The 19,829-nt window shown below is 64.8% G+C and carries 15 protein-coding genes and 1 tRNA gene; 1 reads left to right on the top strand and 15 read right to left on the bottom strand.

The window, feature by feature from the left end; genetic code table 11:
* Positions 1-154 precede the first annotated feature (154 nt).
* From fusA to KHC24_RS24860, 4 genes are all read right to left on the bottom strand, one after another.
* A complete protein-coding gene (gene fusA, locus KHC24_RS24875; RefSeq protein ID WP_213367163.1) occupies positions 155-2,230 on the bottom strand; it encodes an elongation factor G in 2,076 nt (691 codons plus the stop codon).
* A gap of 27 nt (positions 2,231-2,257) precedes the next feature.
* Positions 2,258-2,728, bottom strand: coding sequence for a 30S ribosomal protein S7 (rpsG, locus tag KHC24_RS24870; protein WP_213367161.1), 471 nt, complete (start codon positions 2,726-2,728; stop codon positions 2,258-2,260).
* Between the two features lie 10 nt (positions 2,729-2,738).
* Positions 2,739-3,110 carry a 30S ribosomal protein S12 gene (gene rpsL / locus KHC24_RS24865; RefSeq protein ID WP_163073320.1) on the bottom strand — a complete coding sequence of 124 codons (372 nt, stop codon included), beginning with the start codon at positions 3,108-3,110 and terminating at the stop codon, positions 2,739-2,741.
* A gap of 456 nt (positions 3,111-3,566) precedes the next feature.
* Positions 3,567-4,043, bottom strand: a complete 477-nt coding sequence (locus KHC24_RS24860) for a MarR family winged helix-turn-helix transcriptional regulator (protein ID WP_213367159.1) — start codon at positions 4,041-4,043, stop codon at positions 3,567-3,569.
* Between the two features lie 173 nt (positions 4,044-4,216).
* On the opposite strand from KHC24_RS24860, the gene KHC24_RS24855 reads away from it, so the two are divergent.
* Positions 4,217-4,639, top strand: coding sequence for an organic hydroperoxide resistance protein (locus KHC24_RS24855; RefSeq protein ID WP_213367165.1), 423 nt, complete (start codon positions 4,217-4,219; stop codon positions 4,637-4,639).
* A gap of 271 nt (positions 4,640-4,910) precedes the next feature.
* Here the strand turns inward: KHC24_RS24855 and rpoC are convergent, their stop codons facing one another.
* The 11 genes from rpoC to KHC24_RS24800 all read right to left on the bottom strand — a co-directional run bounded on the left by rpoC (position 4,911) and on the right by KHC24_RS24800 (position 19,018).
* Positions 4,911-9,095: a DNA-directed RNA polymerase subunit beta' gene (rpoC, locus tag KHC24_RS24850; protein ID WP_213367157.1), complete on the bottom strand. Its 4,185-nt coding sequence runs from the start codon at positions 9,093-9,095 to the stop codon at positions 4,911-4,913.
* A 141-nt stretch (positions 9,096-9,236) separates the two neighbouring features.
* Positions 9,237-13,367 carry a DNA-directed RNA polymerase subunit beta gene (gene rpoB, locus KHC24_RS24845; protein ID WP_213367155.1) on the bottom strand — a complete coding sequence of 1,377 codons (4,131 nt, stop codon included), beginning with the start codon at positions 13,365-13,367 and terminating at the stop codon, positions 9,237-9,239.
* A gap of 273 nt (positions 13,368-13,640) precedes the next feature.
* On the bottom strand, positions 13,641-14,015 hold the full coding sequence (gene rplL / locus KHC24_RS24840; protein WP_213367153.1) for a 50S ribosomal protein L7/L12: 375 nt from the start codon (positions 14,013-14,015) through the stop codon (positions 13,641-13,643).
* A 49-nt stretch (positions 14,016-14,064) separates the two neighbouring features.
* Positions 14,065-14,583 carry a 50S ribosomal protein L10 gene (gene rplJ / locus KHC24_RS24835; RefSeq protein ID WP_213367151.1) on the bottom strand — a complete coding sequence of 173 codons (519 nt, stop codon included), beginning with the start codon at positions 14,581-14,583 and terminating at the stop codon, positions 14,065-14,067.
* Positions 14,584-15,064: 481 nt separating this feature from the next.
* On the bottom strand, positions 15,065-15,769 hold the full coding sequence (rplA, locus tag KHC24_RS24830; RefSeq protein WP_213367149.1) for a 50S ribosomal protein L1: 705 nt from the start codon (positions 15,767-15,769) through the stop codon (positions 15,065-15,067).
* A 4-nt stretch (positions 15,770-15,773) separates the two neighbouring features.
* Positions 15,774-16,223: a 50S ribosomal protein L11 gene (gene rplK / locus KHC24_RS24825; protein ID WP_213367147.1), complete on the bottom strand. Its 450-nt coding sequence runs from the start codon at positions 16,221-16,223 to the stop codon at positions 15,774-15,776.
* Positions 16,224-16,554: 331 nt separating this feature from the next.
* Entirely contained in the window at positions 16,555-16,932 is a 378-nt protein-coding gene (locus KHC24_RS24820) for a ribbon-helix-helix domain-containing protein (protein WP_213367145.1), read from the bottom strand.
* Positions 16,933-17,006: 74 nt separating this feature from the next.
* Entirely contained in the window at positions 17,007-17,609 is a 603-nt protein-coding gene (locus KHC24_RS24815) for a DJ-1/PfpI family protein (protein WP_213367143.1), read from the bottom strand.
* Between the two features lie 281 nt (positions 17,610-17,890).
* Entirely contained in the window at positions 17,891-18,421 is a 531-nt protein-coding gene (nusG, locus tag KHC24_RS24810; protein WP_213367141.1) for a transcription termination/antitermination protein NusG, read from the bottom strand.
* A gap of 11 nt (positions 18,422-18,432) precedes the next feature.
* A complete protein-coding gene (gene secE, locus KHC24_RS24805) occupies positions 18,433-18,630 on the bottom strand; it encodes a preprotein translocase subunit SecE (RefSeq protein ID WP_213367139.1) in 198 nt (65 codons plus the stop codon).
* A 311-nt stretch (positions 18,631-18,941) separates the two neighbouring features.
* Positions 18,942-19,018: transfer RNA gene (locus KHC24_RS24800), tRNA-Trp, on the bottom strand.
* Positions 19,019-19,829: the final 811 nt, after the last annotated feature.

Below are 19,829 nucleotides of genomic sequence, written 5' to 3'. Positions count from 1 at the left end.
CGATCGTACCAATGTTGCAGTGAGGCTTCGAACGGTTGAACTTCTCTTTGGCCACGGGGCTCTCCGTCGGTCGATATTCAATGTTGATACGAAATCACTCGAAAGGTCGGGGCGGACGCTTCGGACAACCCCGCTTAGTCAGATCAAGCTTGCATCATGCGTACTTGGCCTGAACCTCCTGAGCGACGTTCGACGGCACCTGCTCGTAGTGGTCGAACTGCATGGTGAAGGTCGCGCGGCCCTGCGAGAAGGACCGGAGTGTATTTACGTAGCCGAACATGTTGGCAAGCGGCACCATCGCGTTGACGACGTTCGCATTGCCGCGCATGTCCTGGCCCTGGATCTGGCCGCGCCGCGAGTTCAGGTCGCCGATGACCGAGCCGGTATAGTCTTCCGGGGTCACCACCTCGACCTTCATGATCGGCTCGAGGAGCACCGCGCCGCCCTTCTGCAGGGCTTCGCGGAACGCCGCACGCGAAGCGATTTCGAAGGCGAGCGCCGACGAGTCGACTTCGTGATAGGCGCCGTCGATCAGCTCGACCTTGACGTCCACGACCGGGAAGCCGGCCAGCACGCCCGAACCGAGCACGCTTTCCAGACCCTTGTTGACGCCGGGGATGTACTCCTTCGGCACCGCGCCGCCGATGACCTTGCTTTCGAAGGCAAAGCCCTTGCCGACTTCGTTCGGCTCGACGACGAACTTCACCCGGGCGAACTGACCGGTACCGCCGGTCTGCTTCTTGTGGGTGTAGTCCACCTCGGTCTTGCGGGTGATCGTCTCGCGATAGGCCACCTGCGGGGCGCCGATATTGGCGTCGACCTTGTAGGTGCGCTTCAGGATGTCGACCTTGATGTCGAGATGCAGTTCGCCCATGCCCTTGAGGATGGTCTGGCCGCTCTCGAAATCGGTGGACACGCGGAAGGACGGATCCTCGGCGGCCAGCTTGGCGAGGGCGAGGCCCAGCTTCTCCTGGTCGGCCTTGGACTTCGGCTCGATCGCGATCTCGATGACCGGCTCGGGGAATTCCATCTTCTCAAGGATCACCGGCTTGGCGGTGTCGCACAGCGTGTCGCCGGTGCGCACTTCCTTCAGGCCGGCCAGCGCGACGATGTCGCCGGCATAGGCTTCCTTGATGTCTTCGCGGTTGTTCGCATGCATGAGAAGCATGCGGCCGACGCGCTCCTTCTTGTCGCGGGTCGAGTTAAGCAGACCCATACCGGTCTCGAGCTTGCCCGAATAGATGCGGCAGAAGGTGATGGTGCCGACGAAGGGATCGTCCATGATCTTGAACGCGAGCACCGACAGCGGGTCGGTATCGTTCGGATTGCGGACGGTCTCTTCCTCGGTGTTGAAGTCGATGCCCTTGATCGCGCCACGATCGATCGGGCTCGGCAGGAAATCGCACACCGCGTCGAGCAGGGGCTGCACGCCCTTGTTCTTGAAGGCCGAGCCGCAGAACACCGGGTTGAACACGCGGCCGATGACGGCCTTGCGGATCAGGCCCTTCAGGGTCGCCTCGTCCGGCTCGACACCGTCGAGATAGGCCGACAGGACGTCGTCATCGAGCTCAACGGCGGCTTCCAGCAGCTTGCCGCGATATTCGATCGCCTGGTCGAGCAGTTCGGCCGGGATCTCTTCGTCGCGATACTTCGCGCCGAGCTCTTCATTGTCCCACACCACCGCCTTCATGCGGACGAGGTCAATGATGCCCTTGAAGTTGTTCTCGGAACCGATCGGCAGCTGGCAGCACACCGGCTTGCCGTCCACGCGGTCGATGATCATCTCGACGCAGCGGAAGAAGTCAGCGCCGGTCTTGTCCATCTTGTTGACGAACACGATGCGCGGAACGTTGTACTTGTCGGCCTGACGCCACACGGTCTCGGTCTGCGGCTCGACGCCCTGGTTGCCGTCGAGCACGCACACGGCGCCGTCGAGCACGCGCAGCGAACGCTCGACTTCGATGGTGAAGTCGACGTGGCCGGGGGTGTCGATGATGTTCAGGCGCTTGCCGTGCCAGAAAGCGGTCGTCGCGGCGGACGTGATGGTGATGCCGCGCTCCTGCTCCTGGGTCATCCAATCCATGGTGGCAGCGCCGTCATGGACTTCGCCGATCTTGTGGCTCTTGCCGGTGTAATAGAGGATCCGTTCGGTGGTCGTGGTCTTCCCGGCATCGATGTGGGCCATGATGCCGAAGTTACGGTAGTCTTCGATGGCATTAATGCGCGACATATCAGATCCTCGTCCCGGCTCTCTTCATCACCAACGGTAGTGAGAGAAGGCGCGGTTCGCCTCCGCCATGCGATGGGTGTCTTCACGTTTCTTCACGGCGGTGCCGCGATTGTTCGAGGCGTCCAGCAGTTCGCCGGACAGACGCTCGACCATGGTCTTCTCGTTGCGGGCACGGGCCGCAATGATCAGCCAGCGGATCGCCAGCGCCTGACGGCGCTCGGGGCGAACTTCGACGGGCACCTGGTAGGTGGCGCCGCCGACGCGGCGGGAACGCACCTCGATGGCCGGCGACACGTTGTCGAGCGCCTGGGTGAACACGCCGAGCGGCTCCGCCTTGGCACGCCCCTCGACGATGTCGAGAGCGCCATAGACGATCTGTTCGGCAACCGACTTCTTGCCGTCATACATGACGGCGTTCATGAAGCGGCTCAGCACTTCGCTCCCGAACTTCGGATCCGGGGTTACTTCGCGACGCTCTGCGCGGTGGCGACGGGACATCGTTAAATCCTCACTTCGGCCGCTTGGCGCCGTACTTCGAACGGCGCTGCTTACGATTCTTGACGCCCTGGGTATCGAGCACGCCACGAATAATGTGGTAGCGCACGCCCGGAAGGTCCTTCACGCGGCCGCCGCGGATCATGACCACGGAGTGCTCCTGAAGGTTGTGACCTTCGCCAGGGATATAACCGATGACTTCATAGCCATTGGTCAGACGAACCTTGGCGACCTTACGAAGCGCCGAATTCGGCTTCTTCGGGGTCGTGGTGTACACGCGGGTGCAAACGCCGCGCTTCTGCGGGCTAGCCTGGAGGGCCGGAACCTTGTTCCGGGCCTTCTGAGCTTCCCGCGGCTTGCGGATGAGTTGGTTGATCGTCGGCACGACTTCTCGCCTTCGCTTGCGCTGGGGGCAGGATGCCCGGCGCTAACCTATTTCCGCGGCCGCAACCGCATGAACTGTCTCTCTCGGCAAATCGGAACATTTCGCATGCGCCGGCAGAACCGACTCACCAGGACAACCTACGAACGAAAGAAGTGCCGCCGGCCATCTATGGGCCGAGGGCACTTGCCGTTCAGAGGATCGCGCGGACTTTGCAGCCACTTGCGCGATCATGCGCCTGATAGTTCATGCGTGCGTTCCGGCAGCGTCTCGGAATTCTCTGTCGGGACAAGGCGCCCCGACACGGCAATTCCGACCTGCCTGCCGTGAAAGTCCGCGCCTTCTACGCGCCGACTCGCCCTTCGTCAAGTGTGAAAGCAAGCAATCTCGGGGCTTCGAGGCTGCAGCTGGCCCAGCATAACGCTTTTTTAACCATGAGGGGATCGCCTGCGGTGCGGATCAGCCCTCCCCTACCTCTCCGATCCGCCGCGACTCGGCCCGTGCGGCCGCAAAAGAATCGCGCACCTCGACCAGCGCCTCGCGCAGATTCGTCAGTTCCGGTGCGGTCCTGCCCGAACAGGCCAATATGCCCGGGGGAATCGCCATGGCCTTCTCCTGCAACGCCCACCCGGCCGCGGTGAGGCTCACGATGAGTTGACGCTCATTCTCCGGGTTGCGCCGCCGCTCGGCGAAGCCCATCGCCTCCAGCCGCTTGAGCAGCGGGGTGAGCGTGCTCGATTCCAACATCAGCCGCTCGGCGATGCCGCCGACAGTCTGGCCGTCGGCCTCCCACAAGACCAGCATGACGAGATATTGCGGGTAGGTCAGGCCCAGCGCCTCCAGCAGCGGCCGATACGCACGCATCACCGCATGTGCCGCCGAATAGACCGCGAAGCAGAACTGCGATTCCAGCTTCAGCGCGTCGTTCGCATCCATGGCCCCGCCTCTCGCCGCTCTCGCGCGCCTACCTTGCTTCCGATATCAACTCTTATCGCGATAATTTTCCGCTGGACAATGATCCAAAGGGCGGGTACATATTAAATCGCACACGATATATTATCGTACAATAGATCAACGATGCCGATCGGCGTCCCAACGGAGTGACGATGATGAAGGTTCTCTACAAGACCCAGGCGACGGCCACAGGCGGGCGTACCGGCTCCGCCGCCACCAGCGACGGCGCCTTCAAGGTGACGCTGGTGACGCCCAAGGAGCTCGGCGGCCCCGGCGGCGAGGGCAACAACCCGGAACAGCTGTTCGCGTCCGGCTACTCCGCCTGCTTCCTCGGTGCGCTGAAGTTCGTGGCCAGCCAGCAGAAGGTGAAGATTGCCGACGACAGCACAGTCACCGCCGATGTGGGCATCGGTGCGCGTGACGATGGCGGCGGCTTCGGCCTGGATGTCGCGCTGAGCATCTCGCTGCCGGGTGTCGAGCGCTCGGTCGCCGAGGACCTCGTCGCCCGCGCCCACATCGTCTGCCCTTACTCGCACGCCACCCGTAACGGTCTCGACGTGCGGCTCACCGTGCTCTGACCCTTCCCGCACCGGACGACATAAAGGGCCGTCCATCAGGGCGGCCCTTTTATTTTTGGGCGTGGCGCGGCCTCGACCGACACGCGCAACGCGACGTCCCGTTAGGCCGCCGCCTCAGCGCCGAGACTCCAGCACCGGCCGGCGGCATGTCCTGCCTGTCGGACTGGGTGTACCGGCCATGGACTCCGTCCGGGCACCTTAAAGCAAAAAGGCCGCCCCGAAGGGCGGCCTTTTCATTCTCGGTAGGCTGGCGGCGCCGGGCGCCGGCGGATCACTCCGCCGGGCCTTCCAGCGCCGGAGCGGCGGTGACGCCCGCGTCCTGTTCGTTCTGCGCGAGGATCAGCTCGTCGCGCGAGGTCGCGGTCACCCGCAGCTTCGACATCTGGGCGCCGGTGCCGGCCGGGATCAGCCGGCCGACGATGACGTTCTCCTTCAGGCCGCCGAGATCGTCGGCCTTGCCGTTGACCGCTGCCTCGGTGAGCACCCGGGTCGTCTCCTGGAAGGAGGCCGCCGAGATGAAGGAGCGCGTCTGCAGCGACGCCTTGGTGATGCCGAGCAGCACCGGATGACCGGCCGCCGGCTTCTTGCCCTCGGCGATCAGCTTCTCGTTGATCTCGTCGAGCTCGGAAGCATCGATCTGCTCGTTGGTCAGCAGGTCGCTGTCGCCCTGCTCGTCGATCTCAACCTTCTGCAGCATCTGGCGAACGATCACCTCGATGTGCTTGTCGTTGATGAGCACGCCCTGCAGCCGGTAGACCTCCTGGATTTCGTTGACCAGATAGGCGGCGAGTTCCTCGACGCCCTTGATCGCCAGAATGTCGTGCGGCGCCGGGTTGCCGTCGACGATGAAGTCGCCCTTCTCGACGAGGTCGCCATCCTGCAGATGGATGTGCTTGCCCTTCGGGATCAGGTACTCGACCGGATCATCCGTCGAGTCCTGCGGCTCGATGGTGAGGCGGCGCTTGTTCTTGTAGTCCTTGCCGAAGCGGATGGTGCCGGCGATCTCGGCGATGATCGCCGCATCCTTCGGCCTGCGCGCCTCGAACAGTTCCGCCACCCGCGGCAGACCGCCGGTGATGTCACGCGTCTTGGCACTTTCCATCGGCACGCGGGCGAGAACGTCGCCGGCCTTCACCGTGGAGTTCGGATCGACCGAGATGATCGCGTCCACCGGCAGCGTGTAGCGGGCATCGCCGCCGCGCGGCAGCTTCAGCACTTTGCCGTCCTGGCCCTTGACCACCATGGACGGACGCAGTTCCGAGCCGCGCCCGGTGCGCCAGTCGGTGATGACGCGCTTGGCGATACCGGTCGATTCGTCGACCGTCTCGCTCAGCGAGGCACCTTCGACCAGATCCTCGTAGCCAACCCAGCCCTCGACTTCGGTGAGGATCGGGCGGGTATAGGGATCCCACTCGGCGATGCGCTGGCCGCGCTTGATCGGATCGCCCTCGTCCACCTTCAGCTTGGCGCCGAACTGGATGCGGTGGGACGCGCGCTCGGAGCCGTCATGGTCGACGATGATCACCGAGAGGTTGCGGCTCATCGCGATCAGTTCGCCATCCGAGTTCCGCACCACGTTGCGGTTGCGGACCTTCACCTTGCCTTCGAAGCTCGCCTCGATGAAGGACTGCTCGGAGAGCTGCGCCGCGCCGCCGATGTGGAAGGTACGCATGGTAAGCTGCGTACCCGGTTCGCCGATCGACTGCGCCGCGATGACGCCGACCGCCTCGCCCATGTTCACCGGGGTGCCGCGGGCAAGATCGCGCCCGTAGCAGGTGCCGCAGACGCCGCTCTTGGCCTCGCAGGTCAGCACCGAACGGATCTTGATCTCCTGCACGCCGGCCTTGCCGATGCGCTCGATATCGGCCTCGTCCATCATGTGGCCGGCCGGCACGATGACATTGCCGGTCGCCGGCTCGATCACGTCCTCCGCCGCGGTGCGGCCGAGCACGCGCGAACCCAGCGTCGCGACGATATTGCCGGCGTCGACGATGGCGCGCATGCCGATGCCGTTGGTCGTGCCGCAGTCGCGCACCGTGATGATGCTGTCCTGCGCCACATCGACCAGACGACGGGTCAGGTAACCCGAGTTGGCGGTCTTCAGCGCGGTATCGGCCAGGCCCTTACGGGCACCGTGGGTCGAGTTGAAGTACTCGAGCACGGAGAGGCCTTCCTTGAAGTTCGAGATGATCGGCGTCTCGATGATCTCGCCCGACGGCTTGGCCATCAGGCCGCGCATGGCGGCGAGCTGACGCATCTGCTCGCGCGAACCACGCGCGCCGGAATGCGCCATCATGTAGATCGAGTTGATCTGCTTCTCGCGGCCGGTGACCGGATCCTTCTTCACGGCCGAGATCTCGGCCATCATCTCGTCGGCGAGGCGCGCGGAGCACTTGCCCCAGGCGTCGACGACCTTGTTGTACTTTTCGCCCTGAGTGATCAGGCCGTCATTGTACTGCTGCTCGTACTCCTTGGTGAGCGCACGGGTCTCTTCGACCATGTCCCACTTCTTGGAGGGCACCACCATGTCGTCCTTGCCGAAGGAGATACCGGCGCGGAACGCGTTGGAGAAGCCGAGCGTCATGATGCGATCGCAGAAGATGACCGTCTCCTTCTGACCGCAGTGGCGGTAGACGGTGTCGATCATGTTCGAGACTTCCTTCTTCGTCATCAGCTTGTTGACGACGTCGTAGGGAGTCTTGGCGGTCTTCGGCAGCAGTTCGCCGAGCTTCATGCGGCCGGGCGTGGTCTCGTAGATCTTCGAGACCTTCTCGCCGTTCTCGTCCACGCCGATATAGCGGCCCTTCACCTTGGTGTGCAGGGTGATGGCCTTGGCGGCGAGCGCGTGGTCGATCTCGCCCATATTCGCGAAGGCCATGCCCTCGCCGGGCTCGTTCTCGCGCATCATGGTGAGATAATAGAGGCCGAGCACGATGTCCTGCGACGGCACGATGATCGGCGCGCCGTTCGCCGGGTGCAGGATGTTGTTGGTCGACATCATCAGCACGCGGGCTTCGAGCTGCGCCTCGATGGACAGCGGCACGTGCACGGCCATCTGGTCGCCGTCGAAGTCGGCGTTGAAGGCCGAGCAGACCAGCGGATGCAGCTGGATCGCCTTGCCCTCGATCAGCACCGGCTCGAAGGCCTGGATGCCCAGCCGATGCAGCGTCGGGGCGCGGTTCAGCATCACCGGATGCTCGCGGATCACCTCGTCGAGGATGTCCCACACTTCGGGACGCTCCTTCTCGACCAGCTTCTTCGCCTGCTTCACGGTCGCCGAGAGGCCCTTGGCGTCGAGGCGCGAATAGATGAACGGCTTGAACAGCTCCAGTGCCATCTTCTTCGGCAGGCCGCACTGGTGCAGCTTCAGCTCGGGACCGACCACGATCACCGAACGGCCGGAATAGTCGACGCGCTTGCCGAGCAGGTTCTGGCGGAACCGGCCCTGCTTGCCCTTCAGCATGTCGGCGAGCGACTTCAGCGGGCGCTTGTTGGCGCCGGTGATGACGCGGCCGCGGCGGCCGTTGTCGAACAGCGCATCGACCGCTTCCTGAAGCATGCGCTTCTCGTTGCGGATGATGATGTCCGGCGCCTTCAGCTCGATCAGCCGCTTCAGGCGGTTGTTACGGTTGATGACGCGGCGGTACAGGTCGTTGAGGTCGGAGGTCGCGAAGCGGCCGCCATCCAGCGGGACGAGCGGACGCAGGTCCGGCGGGATCACCGGCACATGCGTCAGGATCATCCATTCCGGGCGGTTGCCCGAGAGCTGGAAGGCCTCGACGATCTTCAGGCGCTTGGCCAGCTTCTTCGGCTTCAGCTCGGTGGTCGCCTCGGCAATCTCCTTGCGGAGGTTGCCGGCGATCGCCTCGAGATCCATGCTGCGCAGGATTTCGCGGATCGCCTCGGCGCCGATCAGCGCGGTGAAGCTGTCATCGCCATATTCTTCCTGGGCGCGCAGATAGTCCTCTTCCGAGAGAAGCTGACGCTCCTTCAGCGGGGTGAGGCCCGGCTCGATGACGCAGTAGTACTCGAAGTACAGGATGCGCTCGAGGTCCTTCAGCGTCATGTCGAGCAGCAGGCCGATGCGGCTCGGCAGCGACTTCAGGAACCAGATATGCGCGACCGGGGCGGCCAGCTCGATATGGCCCATGCGCTCGCGGCGCACGCGCGAGAGGGTGACCTCGACGCCGCACTTCTCGCAGATGATGCCCTTGTACTTCATGCGCTTGTACTTGCCGCACAAGCACTCGTAGTCCTTGATCGGCCCGAAGATGCGGGCGCAGAACAGACCGTCACGCTCCGGCTTGAAGGTCCGGTAGTTGATGGTCTCCGGCTTCTTGATCTCGCCGAAGGACCAGGACTGGATCTTTTCCGGGCTCGCGATCGAGATCTTGATCTGATCGAACGTCGGCGCGGGGGCCGCCGGATTGAAGAGATTCATCACCTCTTGATTCATCGCTGTCTCCTTCGGCTCCGACATGGCCGCCGCCGTCGCGGGGCCAAATGTCACGGGGGCCTGGTGTCGCAAAAAACGTCGTGTCGCGCGAGCAACGCGCGGAAGGCCGCTAGGCCCTCCGCGCGGGAGTAATAGAACCGCTTATTCGGCGGCCTGGACGCCTTCGCCGGCGCCCGGCACCGCGGCCTGGGTCTTGGAGTTCATCAGCTCGACGTTGAGACCCAGAGACCGCATTTCCTTCACGAGCACGTTGAAGCTCTCGGGAATGCCGGCCTCGAAGGTGTCGTCGCCGCGCACGATGGCCTCGTAGACCTTGGTGCGTCCGGCCACATCGTCCGACTTCACGGTGAGCATCTCCTGCAGCGTATAGGCCGCGCCATACGCCTCGAGTGCCCACACCTCCATTTCGCCGAAGCGCTGACCGCCGAACTGCGCCTTGCCGCCCAGCGGCTGCTGGGTGACGAGCGAGTACGGGCCGATCGAACGGGCATGGATCTTGTCGTCGACCAGGTGGTGCAGCTTCAGCATGTAGATGTAGCCCACCGTGACCTTACGGTCGAACTGCTCGCCGGTGCGCCCGTCATACAGCGTTGACTGCGCCGACCTGTCGAGGCCGGCCAGCTCCAGCATGCGCTCGATGTCGGCCTCGCGGGCGCCGTCGAACACCGGCGTGGCGATGGGAACGCCGCGCCGCAGGTTGCTGCCGAGCTCGACCAGCCCTTCCTCGTCCAGCGAGGCGATGGTCTCGTCATCGCCATAGATGTCGCCGAACGCCTGCTTCAGCGGGGCGACGTCGTTGGCGCGACGATACTGCTCGATGGCGTTGTCGATCACCTTGCCGAGGCCGGCACAGGCCCAGCCCAGATGGGTCTCCAGGATCTGCCCGACATTCATGCGCGACGGCACGCCGAGCGGGTTGAGCACCATGTCGACCGGGGTGCCGTCCTCAAGGAACGGCATGTCCTCGACCGGGACGATGCGCGAGACCACACCCTTGTTGCCGTGCCGGCCGGCCATCTTGTCGCCCGGCTGGATCTTGCGCTTCACGGCGATGAAGACCTTGACCATCTTCATCACGCCCGGAGGCAGCTCGTCGCCACGCTGCAGCTTCTCGACCTTGTCGAGGAAGCGCTGTTCAAGGCGCTTCTTCGATTCGTCGTACTGGTTGCGCATGGCTTCCAGCTCGCCCATGAGCTGGTCGTCGGCCACCGCGAACATCCACCACTGGCTGCGCGGATAGTCCGCGAGCACGGTGCGGGCGATCTGGGTGTCCTTCTTGAAGCCCTTCGGGCCGGCGACGCCGACCTTGCCGTCCAGCATCTCGGCCAGGCGGCCGAAGACGTTGCGGTCCAGGATCGCCTGCTCGTCGTCGCGGTCCTTGGCGAGCCGCTCGATTTCCTCGCGCTCGATCGCCTGGGCGCGCTCGTCCTTGTCGACGCCGTGGCGGTTGAACACCCGCACCTCGACGACCGTGCCGGTGACGCCCGGCGGCACCCGCAGCGAGGTGTCGCGCACGTCGGCGGCCTTTTCACCGAAGATGGCGCGCAGAAGCTTCTCTTCCGGCGTCATCGGGCTCTCGCCCTTCGGGGTGATCTTGCCGCACAGGATGTCGCCCGCCTGCACCTCGGCACCGATATAGACGATACCGGCTTCGTCGAGGTTCTTCAGCGCCTCTTCCGAGACGTTGGGAATGTCGCGGGTGATTTCTTCCGGACCCAGCTTGGTGTCGCGGGCCATCACCTCGAACTCCTCGATATGGATCGACGAGAAGATGTCGCCCTTCGAGATGTTCTCCGACAGCAGGATGGAGTCCTCGAAGTTGTAGCCGTTCCACGGCATGAACGCGACGAGGATGTTCCGGCCGAGCGCCAGGTCGCCGAGATCGGTCGAGGGACCGTCGGCGATGATGTCGCCCTTCTTCACCCGGTCGCCGACACGCACCAGCGGACGCTGGTTGATGCAGGTCGACTGGTTGGAACGCTGGAACTTCTGCAGACGGTAGATGTCGACGCCGGACTTCGAGGCGTCGTTCTCTTCCGTCGCCCGGATGACGATACGGGTGGCGTCCACCTGGTCGATCACGCCGGTACGGCGGGCGCCAATGGCGGCACCCGAGTCACGGGCGACGATGGCTTCCATGCCGGTGCCCACGAACGGAGCGTCGGCGCGGACCAGCGGCACCGCCTGGCGCTGCATGTTGGAGCCCATCAGCGCGCGGTTGGCGTCGTCGTTCTCGAGGAACGGGATCAGCGCCGCGGCGACGGAGACCAGCTGCTTCGGCGACACGTCCATGAAGTCGACGCGGTCCGGGGTGACGAGCAGCACGTCGCCGGCATGACGGCAGACGATCAGGTCCTCGGTGAACCGACCCTCGGCATCCAGCGGGATGTTGGCCTGCGCGACGTAGTACTTCCCCTCCTCCATGGCGGAGAGATAGACCACCTCGCCCTGGACCTGGCTGTCCTTCACGCGGCGATAGGGCGCCTCGATGAAGCCGTACTTGTTCACACGGGCAAAGGTCGCCAGCGAGTTGATCAGGCCGATATTCGGGCCTTCCGGCGTCTCGATCGGGCAGATGCGGCCGTAATGCGTCGGGTGCACGTCGCGCACCTCGAAGCCGGCGCGCTCGCGCGTCAGGCCGCCCGGGCCAAGCGCCGAGAGACGGCGCTTGTGGGTGATCTCCGACAGCGGGTTGGTCTGGTCCATGAACTGCGAGAGCTGCGACGAGCCGAAAAACTCGCGCACCGCCGCCGCCACCGGCTTCGCATTGATCAGGTCCTGCGGCATCACGGTGTCGATGTCGACGGACGACATGCGCTCCTTGATGGCGCGTTCCATGCGGAGCAGGCCGACGCGGTACTGGTTCTCCATGAGCTCGCCGACCGAGCGCACCCGGCGATTGCCGAGATGGTCGATGTCGTCGATCTCGCCCTTGCCGTCGCGCAGCTCGACCAGCGTCTTGATGACCGCGAGGATGTCCTCGCGGCGCAGCACGCGCACCGTGTCGGCGGCATCGAGGTCGAGGCGCATGTTCATCTTCACGCGGCCGACCGAGGACAGGTCGTAGCGCTCGCTGTCGAAGAACAGCGAATGGAACATCGCCTGCGCGCTGTCGAGCGTCGGCGGCTCGCCGGGACGCATCACGCGGTAGATGTCGAACAGCGCGTCCTCGCGGGCGACGTTCTTGTCCACCGCCAGCGTGTTGCGGATATAGGCGCCGATATTGACGTGGTCGATGTCGAGGATCGGAAGCTCGTCATAGCCGAACTCGCCGAGCTGCTTCAGCATCTTCTCGGAGACTTCCTCGCCGGCCTCGACATAGATTTCGCCGGTGTGGAGGTTCACGAGATCCTCGGCCACATAGCGGCCGACCATCTCCTCGTCGGGGATCTTGAGCGCCTTCAGGCCCTTCTCGGCGAGCTGGCGCGCCTGGCGCACCGTCACCTTCTTGCCGGCCTCGACCACCACTTCGCCGGTGTCGGCATCGACGAGGTCGGAGACGGCCTTGTAGCCCTTCATCCGCTTCGGGTCGAACGGCATGCGCCAGCCGTCCTTCGTGCGGACGAAGGCGATGCTGTCATAGAAGGTTTGCAGGATCTCCTGGCCGTCGAGGCCGAGGGCGAACAGCAGGCTGGTCACCGGAATCTTGCGGCGACGGTCGATACGCGCGAACACGATGTCCTTGGCGTCGAACTCGATGTCGAGCCAGGAACCGCGATACGGGATGATGCGGGCAGCGAAGAGCAGCTTGCCCGAGGAGTGGGTCTTGCCCTTGTCGTGGTCGAAGAACACGCCCGGGGAGCGATGCATCTGCGAGACGATGACGCGCTCGGTGCCGTTGACGATGAAGGTACCGTTCATCGTCATCAGCGGGATGTCGCCCATATAGACGTCCTGCTCCTTGATGTCCTTGACGGACTTGGAGCCGGTATCCGGATCGACATCGAACACGATGAGGCGCAGGGTCACCTTCAGCGGGGCGGCGAAGGTCATGCCGCGCTGGCGGCACTCGTCCACGTCATACTTCGGCGGCTCGAACTCGTAGCGGACGAATTCGAGCATGGCCGCGCCCGAGAAGTCCGAGATCGGGAAAACCGACTTGAAAACCGCCTGAATGCCGTCATCCGCACGCCCGCCCTTCGGCTCGACGATCTGCAGGAACTGGTCATAGGACGCCTTCTGAACCTCGATGAGGTTCGGCATCTCCGCCACTTCCTGGATCTTGCCGAAAAACTTGCGGACCCGCTTACGACCGGTGAACGTCTGCGCCATGTCGCTCCTCGCTCCGTCCGAGTATCCGTCTGAGCGCCTCGGTGCCCCGGCGTGGCTGCGCCGCTGGCTGAGAACGCATTGTCGCGGAGAAGTTGGCCCACCGTGCGGCAAGCCGCATCCAGTACCGTTTCTCCGCGCCCGACGGCTCGCCCGACGATCCCGATGGAACGGGATGGTCGGGGAAACCGTCCGGCTCCCTCCGCCTAGACCCTATGTGGGCAAAAGGCGGAAGGACCGCCGGCAAAACCGGCGGCCCCCGTAATGATCGTCAGATCACTTAAGCTCGACCTTGGCGCCGGCCTTCTCGATCTGCGCCTTGATCTTCTCGGCTTCTTCCTTGGTCACGCCTTCCTTGACGGGCTTCGGAGCAGCCTCGACGAGATCCTTGGCTTCCTTGAGGCCCAGGCCGGTGATGGCGCGGACTTCCTTGATGACCTCGATCTTCTTGTCGCCGGCCGCGGCCAGGACAACGGTGAACTCGGTCTGCTCTTCGGCGGCCGGAGCGGCAGCGCCGGCCGGGGCAGCGGCAACCGCCACGGCGGCGGCGGCGGAAACGCCCCACTTCTCTTCGAGGAGCTTCGCGAGCTCGGCGGCCTCGAGAACAGTGAGGGAGGACAGCTCGTCAACGAGCTTCGACAGATCAGCCATTTTATCTAAGTCCTTGAATTTCGGTTCGAACCAGTATTACCGGGAAGCCTCACGCGGCTTCGTTCTCTTTGGCATAGGCACCGAACACGCGGGCGAGCTTGGCCGCCGGCGCGGTGGTGAGCTGCGCGATCTTGGTCGCCGGGGCCTGGATGAGGCCGACCAGCTTCGCACGCAGTTCATCAAGGGAGGGCATGGTGGCCAGAGCCTTCACACCATCCACATTCAGGGCCGTGGCGCCGAACGCCCCACCGAGGATCACGAACTTGTCGTGGGCCTTGGCGAAGTCGACGGCAACCTTCGGAGCCGCAACAGGATCGCTCGAATAAGCGATGATGGTCGGCCCCTTCAGCAGGTGGCCGACATGCGCGACGTCCGAACCTTCGAGAGCGATCTTCGCGAGGCGGTTCTTTGCCACTTTCACGGTCGCGCCGCTCGCCTTCATCTGCCGACGCAAGTTCGACATCTGGGCGACGGTGAGGCCGGAATAGTGGGCCACGACGACGACCGAAGTGTTTTTGAACACCTCGGACAGCGACGTGACGAGCTCTTCTTTTTGAGCGCGATCCACTTCACTTACTCTCCGGTGGCGAGATGGGGACCCATCCCGCCGGTTTGCGCCTTGCCGATCCGTCCGAAGACGGAACAGCGGTGGAAATCCTGTCCCCTGGGACCGGAAAACCGGCCAAGGCGCTGGTTCGAGCCGAAATTCAAGCACCGGGGAAACCGGCCCTCACCTTTCGGTCGTACCCCGTCTATGCAGGCCCCGAAGCGGGATTAGATCGACCCGGAGCGGGCCGACACCTGCAGTCTCGGACAGGACTTAGGCCGGCAGGGCGAACCCTACCAGCCCCTTCGCCCGGGTTAACGGACGAAAGCTTTGAATGTCTTCGGCATCACCCCCGACCCGAGTCGGACCGACTCGTTGCCAAGGGCGAAACCGCCCATATAGAGGGTCGAATGGGATTTGTCAGCCCCCAGATAGCACCGGGAGCCAACCAATTCCATCCCGGACCCGATCACGCCGTCGCGACCGGGCCACATCACCCTGGTCAGGAGACCGAGGCGAGAACCGTCGCCGGCTCCACCTTCACGCCCGGACCCATGGTCGAGGACAGCGCGATGCGCTGCACATAGGTGCCCTTGGCGCCGGTCGGCTTGGCCCGAACCACCGCGTCGGCAAAGGCGCGGATGTTTTCGGCGAGCTTGTCGGCGGCGAAGGAGGCCTTGCCGATGCCGGCGTGGATGATGCCGGCCTTCTCGACACGGAACTCGATCGCGCCGCCCTTGGCGGCTTCGACCGCGCCCTTGACGTCCATGGTCACGGTTCCGACCTTCGGGTTCGGCATCAGGCCGCGCGGGCCCAGCACCTTGCCGAGGCGACCGACCAGCGGCATCAGGTCCGGGGTCGCGATGCAGCGATCGAACTCGATGGTACCGCCCTGCACGATCTCCAGCAGGTCCTCGGCGCCGACGATGTCGGCACCCGCCGCCTTGGCTTCGTCAGCCTTGGCGCCGCGGGCGAACACCGCCACGCGCACGGTACGGCCGGAGCCGTTCGGCAGCTGGCACACGCCGCGAACCATCTGGTCGGCGTGACGGGGATCGACGCCGAGATTGATCGCGACCTCGATGGTTTCGTCGAACTTGGCGGTGGCACGCTCCTTGAGCAGCCCGATGGCCTCGTCGAGACCATAGAGCTTCAGGCGGTCAATGCCTTCGCGGGTGGCGCGAATACGCTTTGCAATCTTGGCCATCAGCTCAACCCACAACCTCGAGGCCCATGGAACGGGCGGAGCCTTCGATCATGCGGACCGCCGCTTCGACGGTGTCGCAGTTCAGATCCTTCATCTTCACCTGGGCGATCTCCTGCATCTGTGCCTGGGAGATCTTGCCGACGAAGCCGCCCTTGCCGGGGGTCTTGGACCCCGAGCCGGGCTTCTTCTTGGTGACGAGGCCCGCCGCCTTCTTGAGGAAGTACGAGACCGGGGGGGTCTTGAGCTCGAAGGTGAAGGAACGGTCCTGATAGGCAGTGATCAGGACCGGGATCGGCATTCCCTTTTCCATCTGGGCGGTCTGGGCGTTGAACGCCTTGCAGAACTCCATGATGTTGAGGCCGCGCTGGCCGAGCGCCGGGCCGATCGGCGGGGCCGGGTTGGCCGAGCCAGCCGGCACCTGCAGCTTCACATAGCCGGTAATCTTCTTCGCCATGAAAGGCTCCTGCTTGCGCCTGCGGCTGCCAGGCCACCAGCGCAAATCACGCCGACACGGCCTCTTCGAGCCGTGGGCGACGTGGCTTTCGGGTCGCGGTCACGGCACGCTTGCTCCGGCTGGCGAACCGGTCGTGCCTCCCGCGGATGGATCGATCCTTGGAGGGATCGGCACGCTCTCATGGAGCATGCAGGCGGTCGCTTACACCAGAATCATCGGGAAGGAAAGCATTAACGGCGCCTGGCCCACCGCCGCGCCGGTCACATATGGGGTGTTGCCTCGCCGATGCCAGAGGCGCCCGCAAGCGCGCCAGCCCGGCCAGCCTCCGGCTTCAGACCACCGGATGCGGCAATGCCCGCCGCACGGCCCGGCGCGCCTCGCGCGCGAGGATGGCGTCGGCATCAAGGCTGGAGATCGGCGCCGAGAGGTCACGCGGCACCTCGCCTTCCAGCTGCAGCGCAAGGTAGCGGCCGCAGCACACCCGCAGGAACGAGGCGAAATTCTCCACCCCGCCATGGGCGAAGGTCAATTCCTCGTGCAGCTTGGCGAGCAGCTGCGGCAGGCTCATGGCGTCGCGCCGGGCGATCTCCTCCAGCACCCGCCAATAAAAGTTCTCCAGCCGCACGCTGGTGGAGAAGCCGTTCAGCCGCATCGACTTCAGCCGCGTCTTCCACAGCCGCGCATCAGCCTCGATGAAGAGCTTGCACATCGCATCTCTCCCGGAAGAGTCCGCCGGACAAGGTACAATAGACCGTTCGCCCGCCCGGCGGAAGGAGGAGAGGATCAGGCCGCCTTGCGGGCCTCGCCATGGCTGATGGCGGTGCCGAGCACGACAAGGAACTGGGCGATCCAGGCGGGGTGCGCCGGCCAGGCCGGAGCACTGACGAGGTTGCGGTCGGTCACGGCGGCGTCGATGGCGATGTCGGCATAGGTGCCGCCGGCGAGTTCCACCTCGGCGCGGCAGGCGGGATAGGCCGAGCAGGTGCGCCCCTCCAGCACCCGGGCGCCGGCGAGCAGCTGAGCGCCGTGGCAGATCGCGGCGACCGGCTTTTCCTCCGCGAAGAAGTGGCGGACGATCTCGACCACCCGCGCATTGAGCCGCAGATATTCCGGCGCCCGGCCGCCGGGAATCACCAGCGCGTCGTAGCGGGCCGGGTCGATGTCGGCGAAGCTGGCATTGAGCGCGAAATTGTGGCCGCGCTTCTCGGAATAGGTCTGGTTGCCCTCGAAGTCGTGAATGGCGGTGGCGACGCTGTCGCCGGCCTTCTTGTCGGGGCAGACGGCGTGGACGGTGTGGCCCACCGCCAGCAGCGCCTGGAACGGCACCATGGTCTCGTAATCCTCGACGAAGTCGCCGACGATCATCAGGATGCGCTTGCCGGACATGTTTTCCTCCCTGAGCCGCCTCCCTGCGGCGTGCCGGCACAGGATAGGACGGGCATCGGCCCTCAGGGTGTTATCCGGTTATAGCGGCGGGACGTGGCAGAGGCGGCGACATACGACGGCGCCTCCCCTCCTGGCGACCTCGCCTGCGCCGTGAGGCCGGGGGCTGGCAATCCGAAGTGTAAGCCGACCCGAGGGGCGCTACCGGCACGCACGCACGGCCGCCGGAAACAAAAAAGGCGCGGACCACGCCGCGCCTTTCCGACATCCGCTTGTCAGGAAGATCAGGTCTTCTCGACCTGGTTGAACTCCAGCTCCACCGGGGTGGCGCGGCCGAAGATCGACACCGCTACCTTGAGGCGGGAGCGGGCGTCGTCCACTTCCTCGACGATGCCGTTGAACGAGGCGAACGGGCCGTCCGACACCTTGACCGTCTCGCCGACCTCGAAGCTGACCGAGGGCTTGGGCCGCTCGATGCCTTCCTGCACCTGCTGAAGGATGCGCATCGCTTCCTTCTCGGCGATCGGCATCGGCTTGTTGTCGGCGCCGAGGAAGCCGGTGACCTTCGGCGTGTTCTTGATGAGGTGGAAGGCCTCGTCGGTGAGGTCCATCTTCACCAACACATAGCCGGGGAAGAACTTGCGCTCGGCGTCGACCTTGCGGCCTCGGCGCACCTCGGTGACCTTCTCGATCGGCACCAGTACCTGCTCGAACAGATCGGTGAGACCGCGCTGGGCAGCCTGCTCCTTGATCGAATCGGCGACCTTCTTCTCGAAGTTCGAATAGGCGTGGACGATGTACCAGCGCTTGGTCATGACGAAATCCCTCAGCGACCGATATGCAGCAGCTGCGCGACCGCGAAGCTCAGGATCTGGTCGGCGACCAGAAAGAACAGCGACGCCACCACCACCATGACGAACACCATCGCCGTGGTGATCAGCGTCTCGCGGCGGGTCGGCCAGGTGACCTTGCGCGTTTCGGCGCGGACCTGCTGAAAGAACTCGACCGGGTTCGTCTTCGCCATGCTCGTCTCGGAACGCCTCTGGGCGGGACGTCCTCCCCGCGAGGGGAAGCCGGACCGCGAATTCGGAAAATGCGGGAGAAACCGCGCATCGCCCTTCGTAAAGAGCGACGCGGGCGTATAGCCTGCAAACCCGCCCCTCGTCAAAGCAAACCCGCGTTTGAGCAAGGAAGCCTGCCGGCCCGGCCGCCATTCCGGCATCGCCGTCCGGCTGAAGACGCGCCTGCCGGCTCGGGAACCGGGACCATCACCCCCGCGCAAAGCAGTCTCGACTTTTGCGGAAACTGCTCCGAACTGCCATCGGCGGAGCACGATGGCAGGAGTGGAGGGACTCGAACCCCCAACCCCCGGTTTTGGAGACCGGTGCTCTAACCAGTTGAGCTACACTCCTACGGCCCGCGAAGCAGGCGGGCTCTTCCTAGTGATCCGCCGCGCCGATGTAAAGAGAGGGATGCGGCCGATCCTGCTCACTCCACATCCCCCCGTATCCGGCACGGGCACTTTGTGTCCGACTGCACCGCGTTGACGCGGTGCCGCCGCACATTCCCGATTCGCGCCGGTGCCGGGAGCGTTCTCGAACACGCAGCGCGTCGACGGCGGCTCGCCGCACTCCTTGGCAAGGTTGGCGAAGCCGACGCAGCGCCCATCCGGGCCGCGATAGCCCGGCCCGCCCTTGCAGCCGCAGCCGCGGCAGGATGACCGCTCCGGACATGCCGCGGCCGCCGGCGCGAGCATGAGTAGCAGGCAGCCGAGCGCGAGGCGGAGGAGACGGGGCGGGAGACGGGGCATGAGGAGCCGTTCGATGAGATGGTATCGAACGCTAACACGTCCACCGTGAGCGCTTCGCCTGAGCCTGCCCTTACTTCCCTCTCCCCGTCGGGGAGAGGTGGCCCGCGAAGCGGGTCGGTGAGGGGTGACGCCATTGGGGTGCCGCGAAGACCCCTCACCCCAGCCCTCTCCCCGACGGGGAGAGGGAGCAACGCGCCATTGCGACGCATGCCCGCCTTTGTGGATCGAAGCCCCACCGGACGTCGCATCCAGACGCGGCAAGCCTGCGCATTCGGCTGCGCTCCCGGCCGGCCCAAACAAAAAGGGAGCGCACCGCGCTCCCTTTAGTCTTCAGCGATGCCGGGGCCAAGCCCCGCCGATCACTCGATGATGGCGGCGACGACGCCGGCACCGACGGTGCGTCCGCCTTCACG

Origin of the sequence: Ancylobacter defluvii (genome assembly GCF_018390605.1) — a bacterium.
GTDB lineage: Bacteria > Pseudomonadota > Alphaproteobacteria > Rhizobiales > Xanthobacteraceae > Ancylobacter > Ancylobacter defluvii.
Note: the sequence above shows the minus strand (reverse complement) of the source record. Positions and strands in the feature narration are given on the sequence as shown.

Coding starts and splice junctions, on each gene's coding strand:
- KHC24_RS24860 (WP_213367159.1), bottom strand. CDS start 4,043: ATGGATGCGAACGACGCGCTGAAGCTGGAATCGCAGTTCTGCTTCGCG.
- KHC24_RS24815 (WP_213367143.1), bottom strand. CDS start 17,609: ATGTCCGGCAAGCGCATCCTGATGATCGTCGGCGACTTCGTCGAGGAT.
- KHC24_RS24820 (WP_213367145.1), bottom strand. CDS start 16,932: ATGTGCAAGCTCTTCATCGAGGCTGATGCGCGGCTGTGGAAGACGCGG.
- rplK (WP_213367147.1), bottom strand. CDS start 16,223: ATGGCGAAGAAGATTACCGGCTATGTGAAGCTGCAGGTGCCGGCTGGC.
- rplA (WP_213367149.1), bottom strand. CDS start 15,769: ATGGCCAAGATTGCAAAGCGTATTCGCGCCACCCGCGAAGGCATTGAC.
- KHC24_RS24855 (WP_213367165.1), top strand. CDS start 4,217: ATGAAGGTTCTCTACAAGACCCAGGCGACGGCCACAGGCGGGCGTACC.
- rpoC (WP_213367157.1), bottom strand. CDS start 9,095: ATGAATCAAGAGGTGATGAATCTCTTCAATCCGGCGGCCCCCGCGCCG.
- rplL (WP_213367153.1), bottom strand. CDS start 14,015: ATGGCTGATCTGTCGAAGCTCGTTGACGAGCTGTCCTCCCTCACTGTT.
- fusA (WP_213367163.1), bottom strand. CDS start 2,230: ATGTCGCGCATTAATGCCATCGAAGACTACCGTAACTTCGGCATCATG.
- rpoB (WP_213367155.1), bottom strand. CDS start 13,367: ATGGCGCAGACGTTCACCGGTCGTAAGCGGGTCCGCAAGTTTTTCGGC.
- rpsG (WP_213367161.1), bottom strand. CDS start 2,728: ATGTCCCGTCGCCACCGCGCAGAGCGTCGCGAAGTAACCCCGGATCCG.
- nusG (WP_213367141.1), bottom strand. CDS start 18,421: ATGACCAAGCGCTGGTACATCGTCCACGCCTATTCGAACTTCGAGAAG.
- secE (WP_213367139.1), bottom strand. CDS start 18,630: ATGGCGAAGACGAACCCGGTCGAGTTCTTTCAGCAGGTCCGCGCCGAA.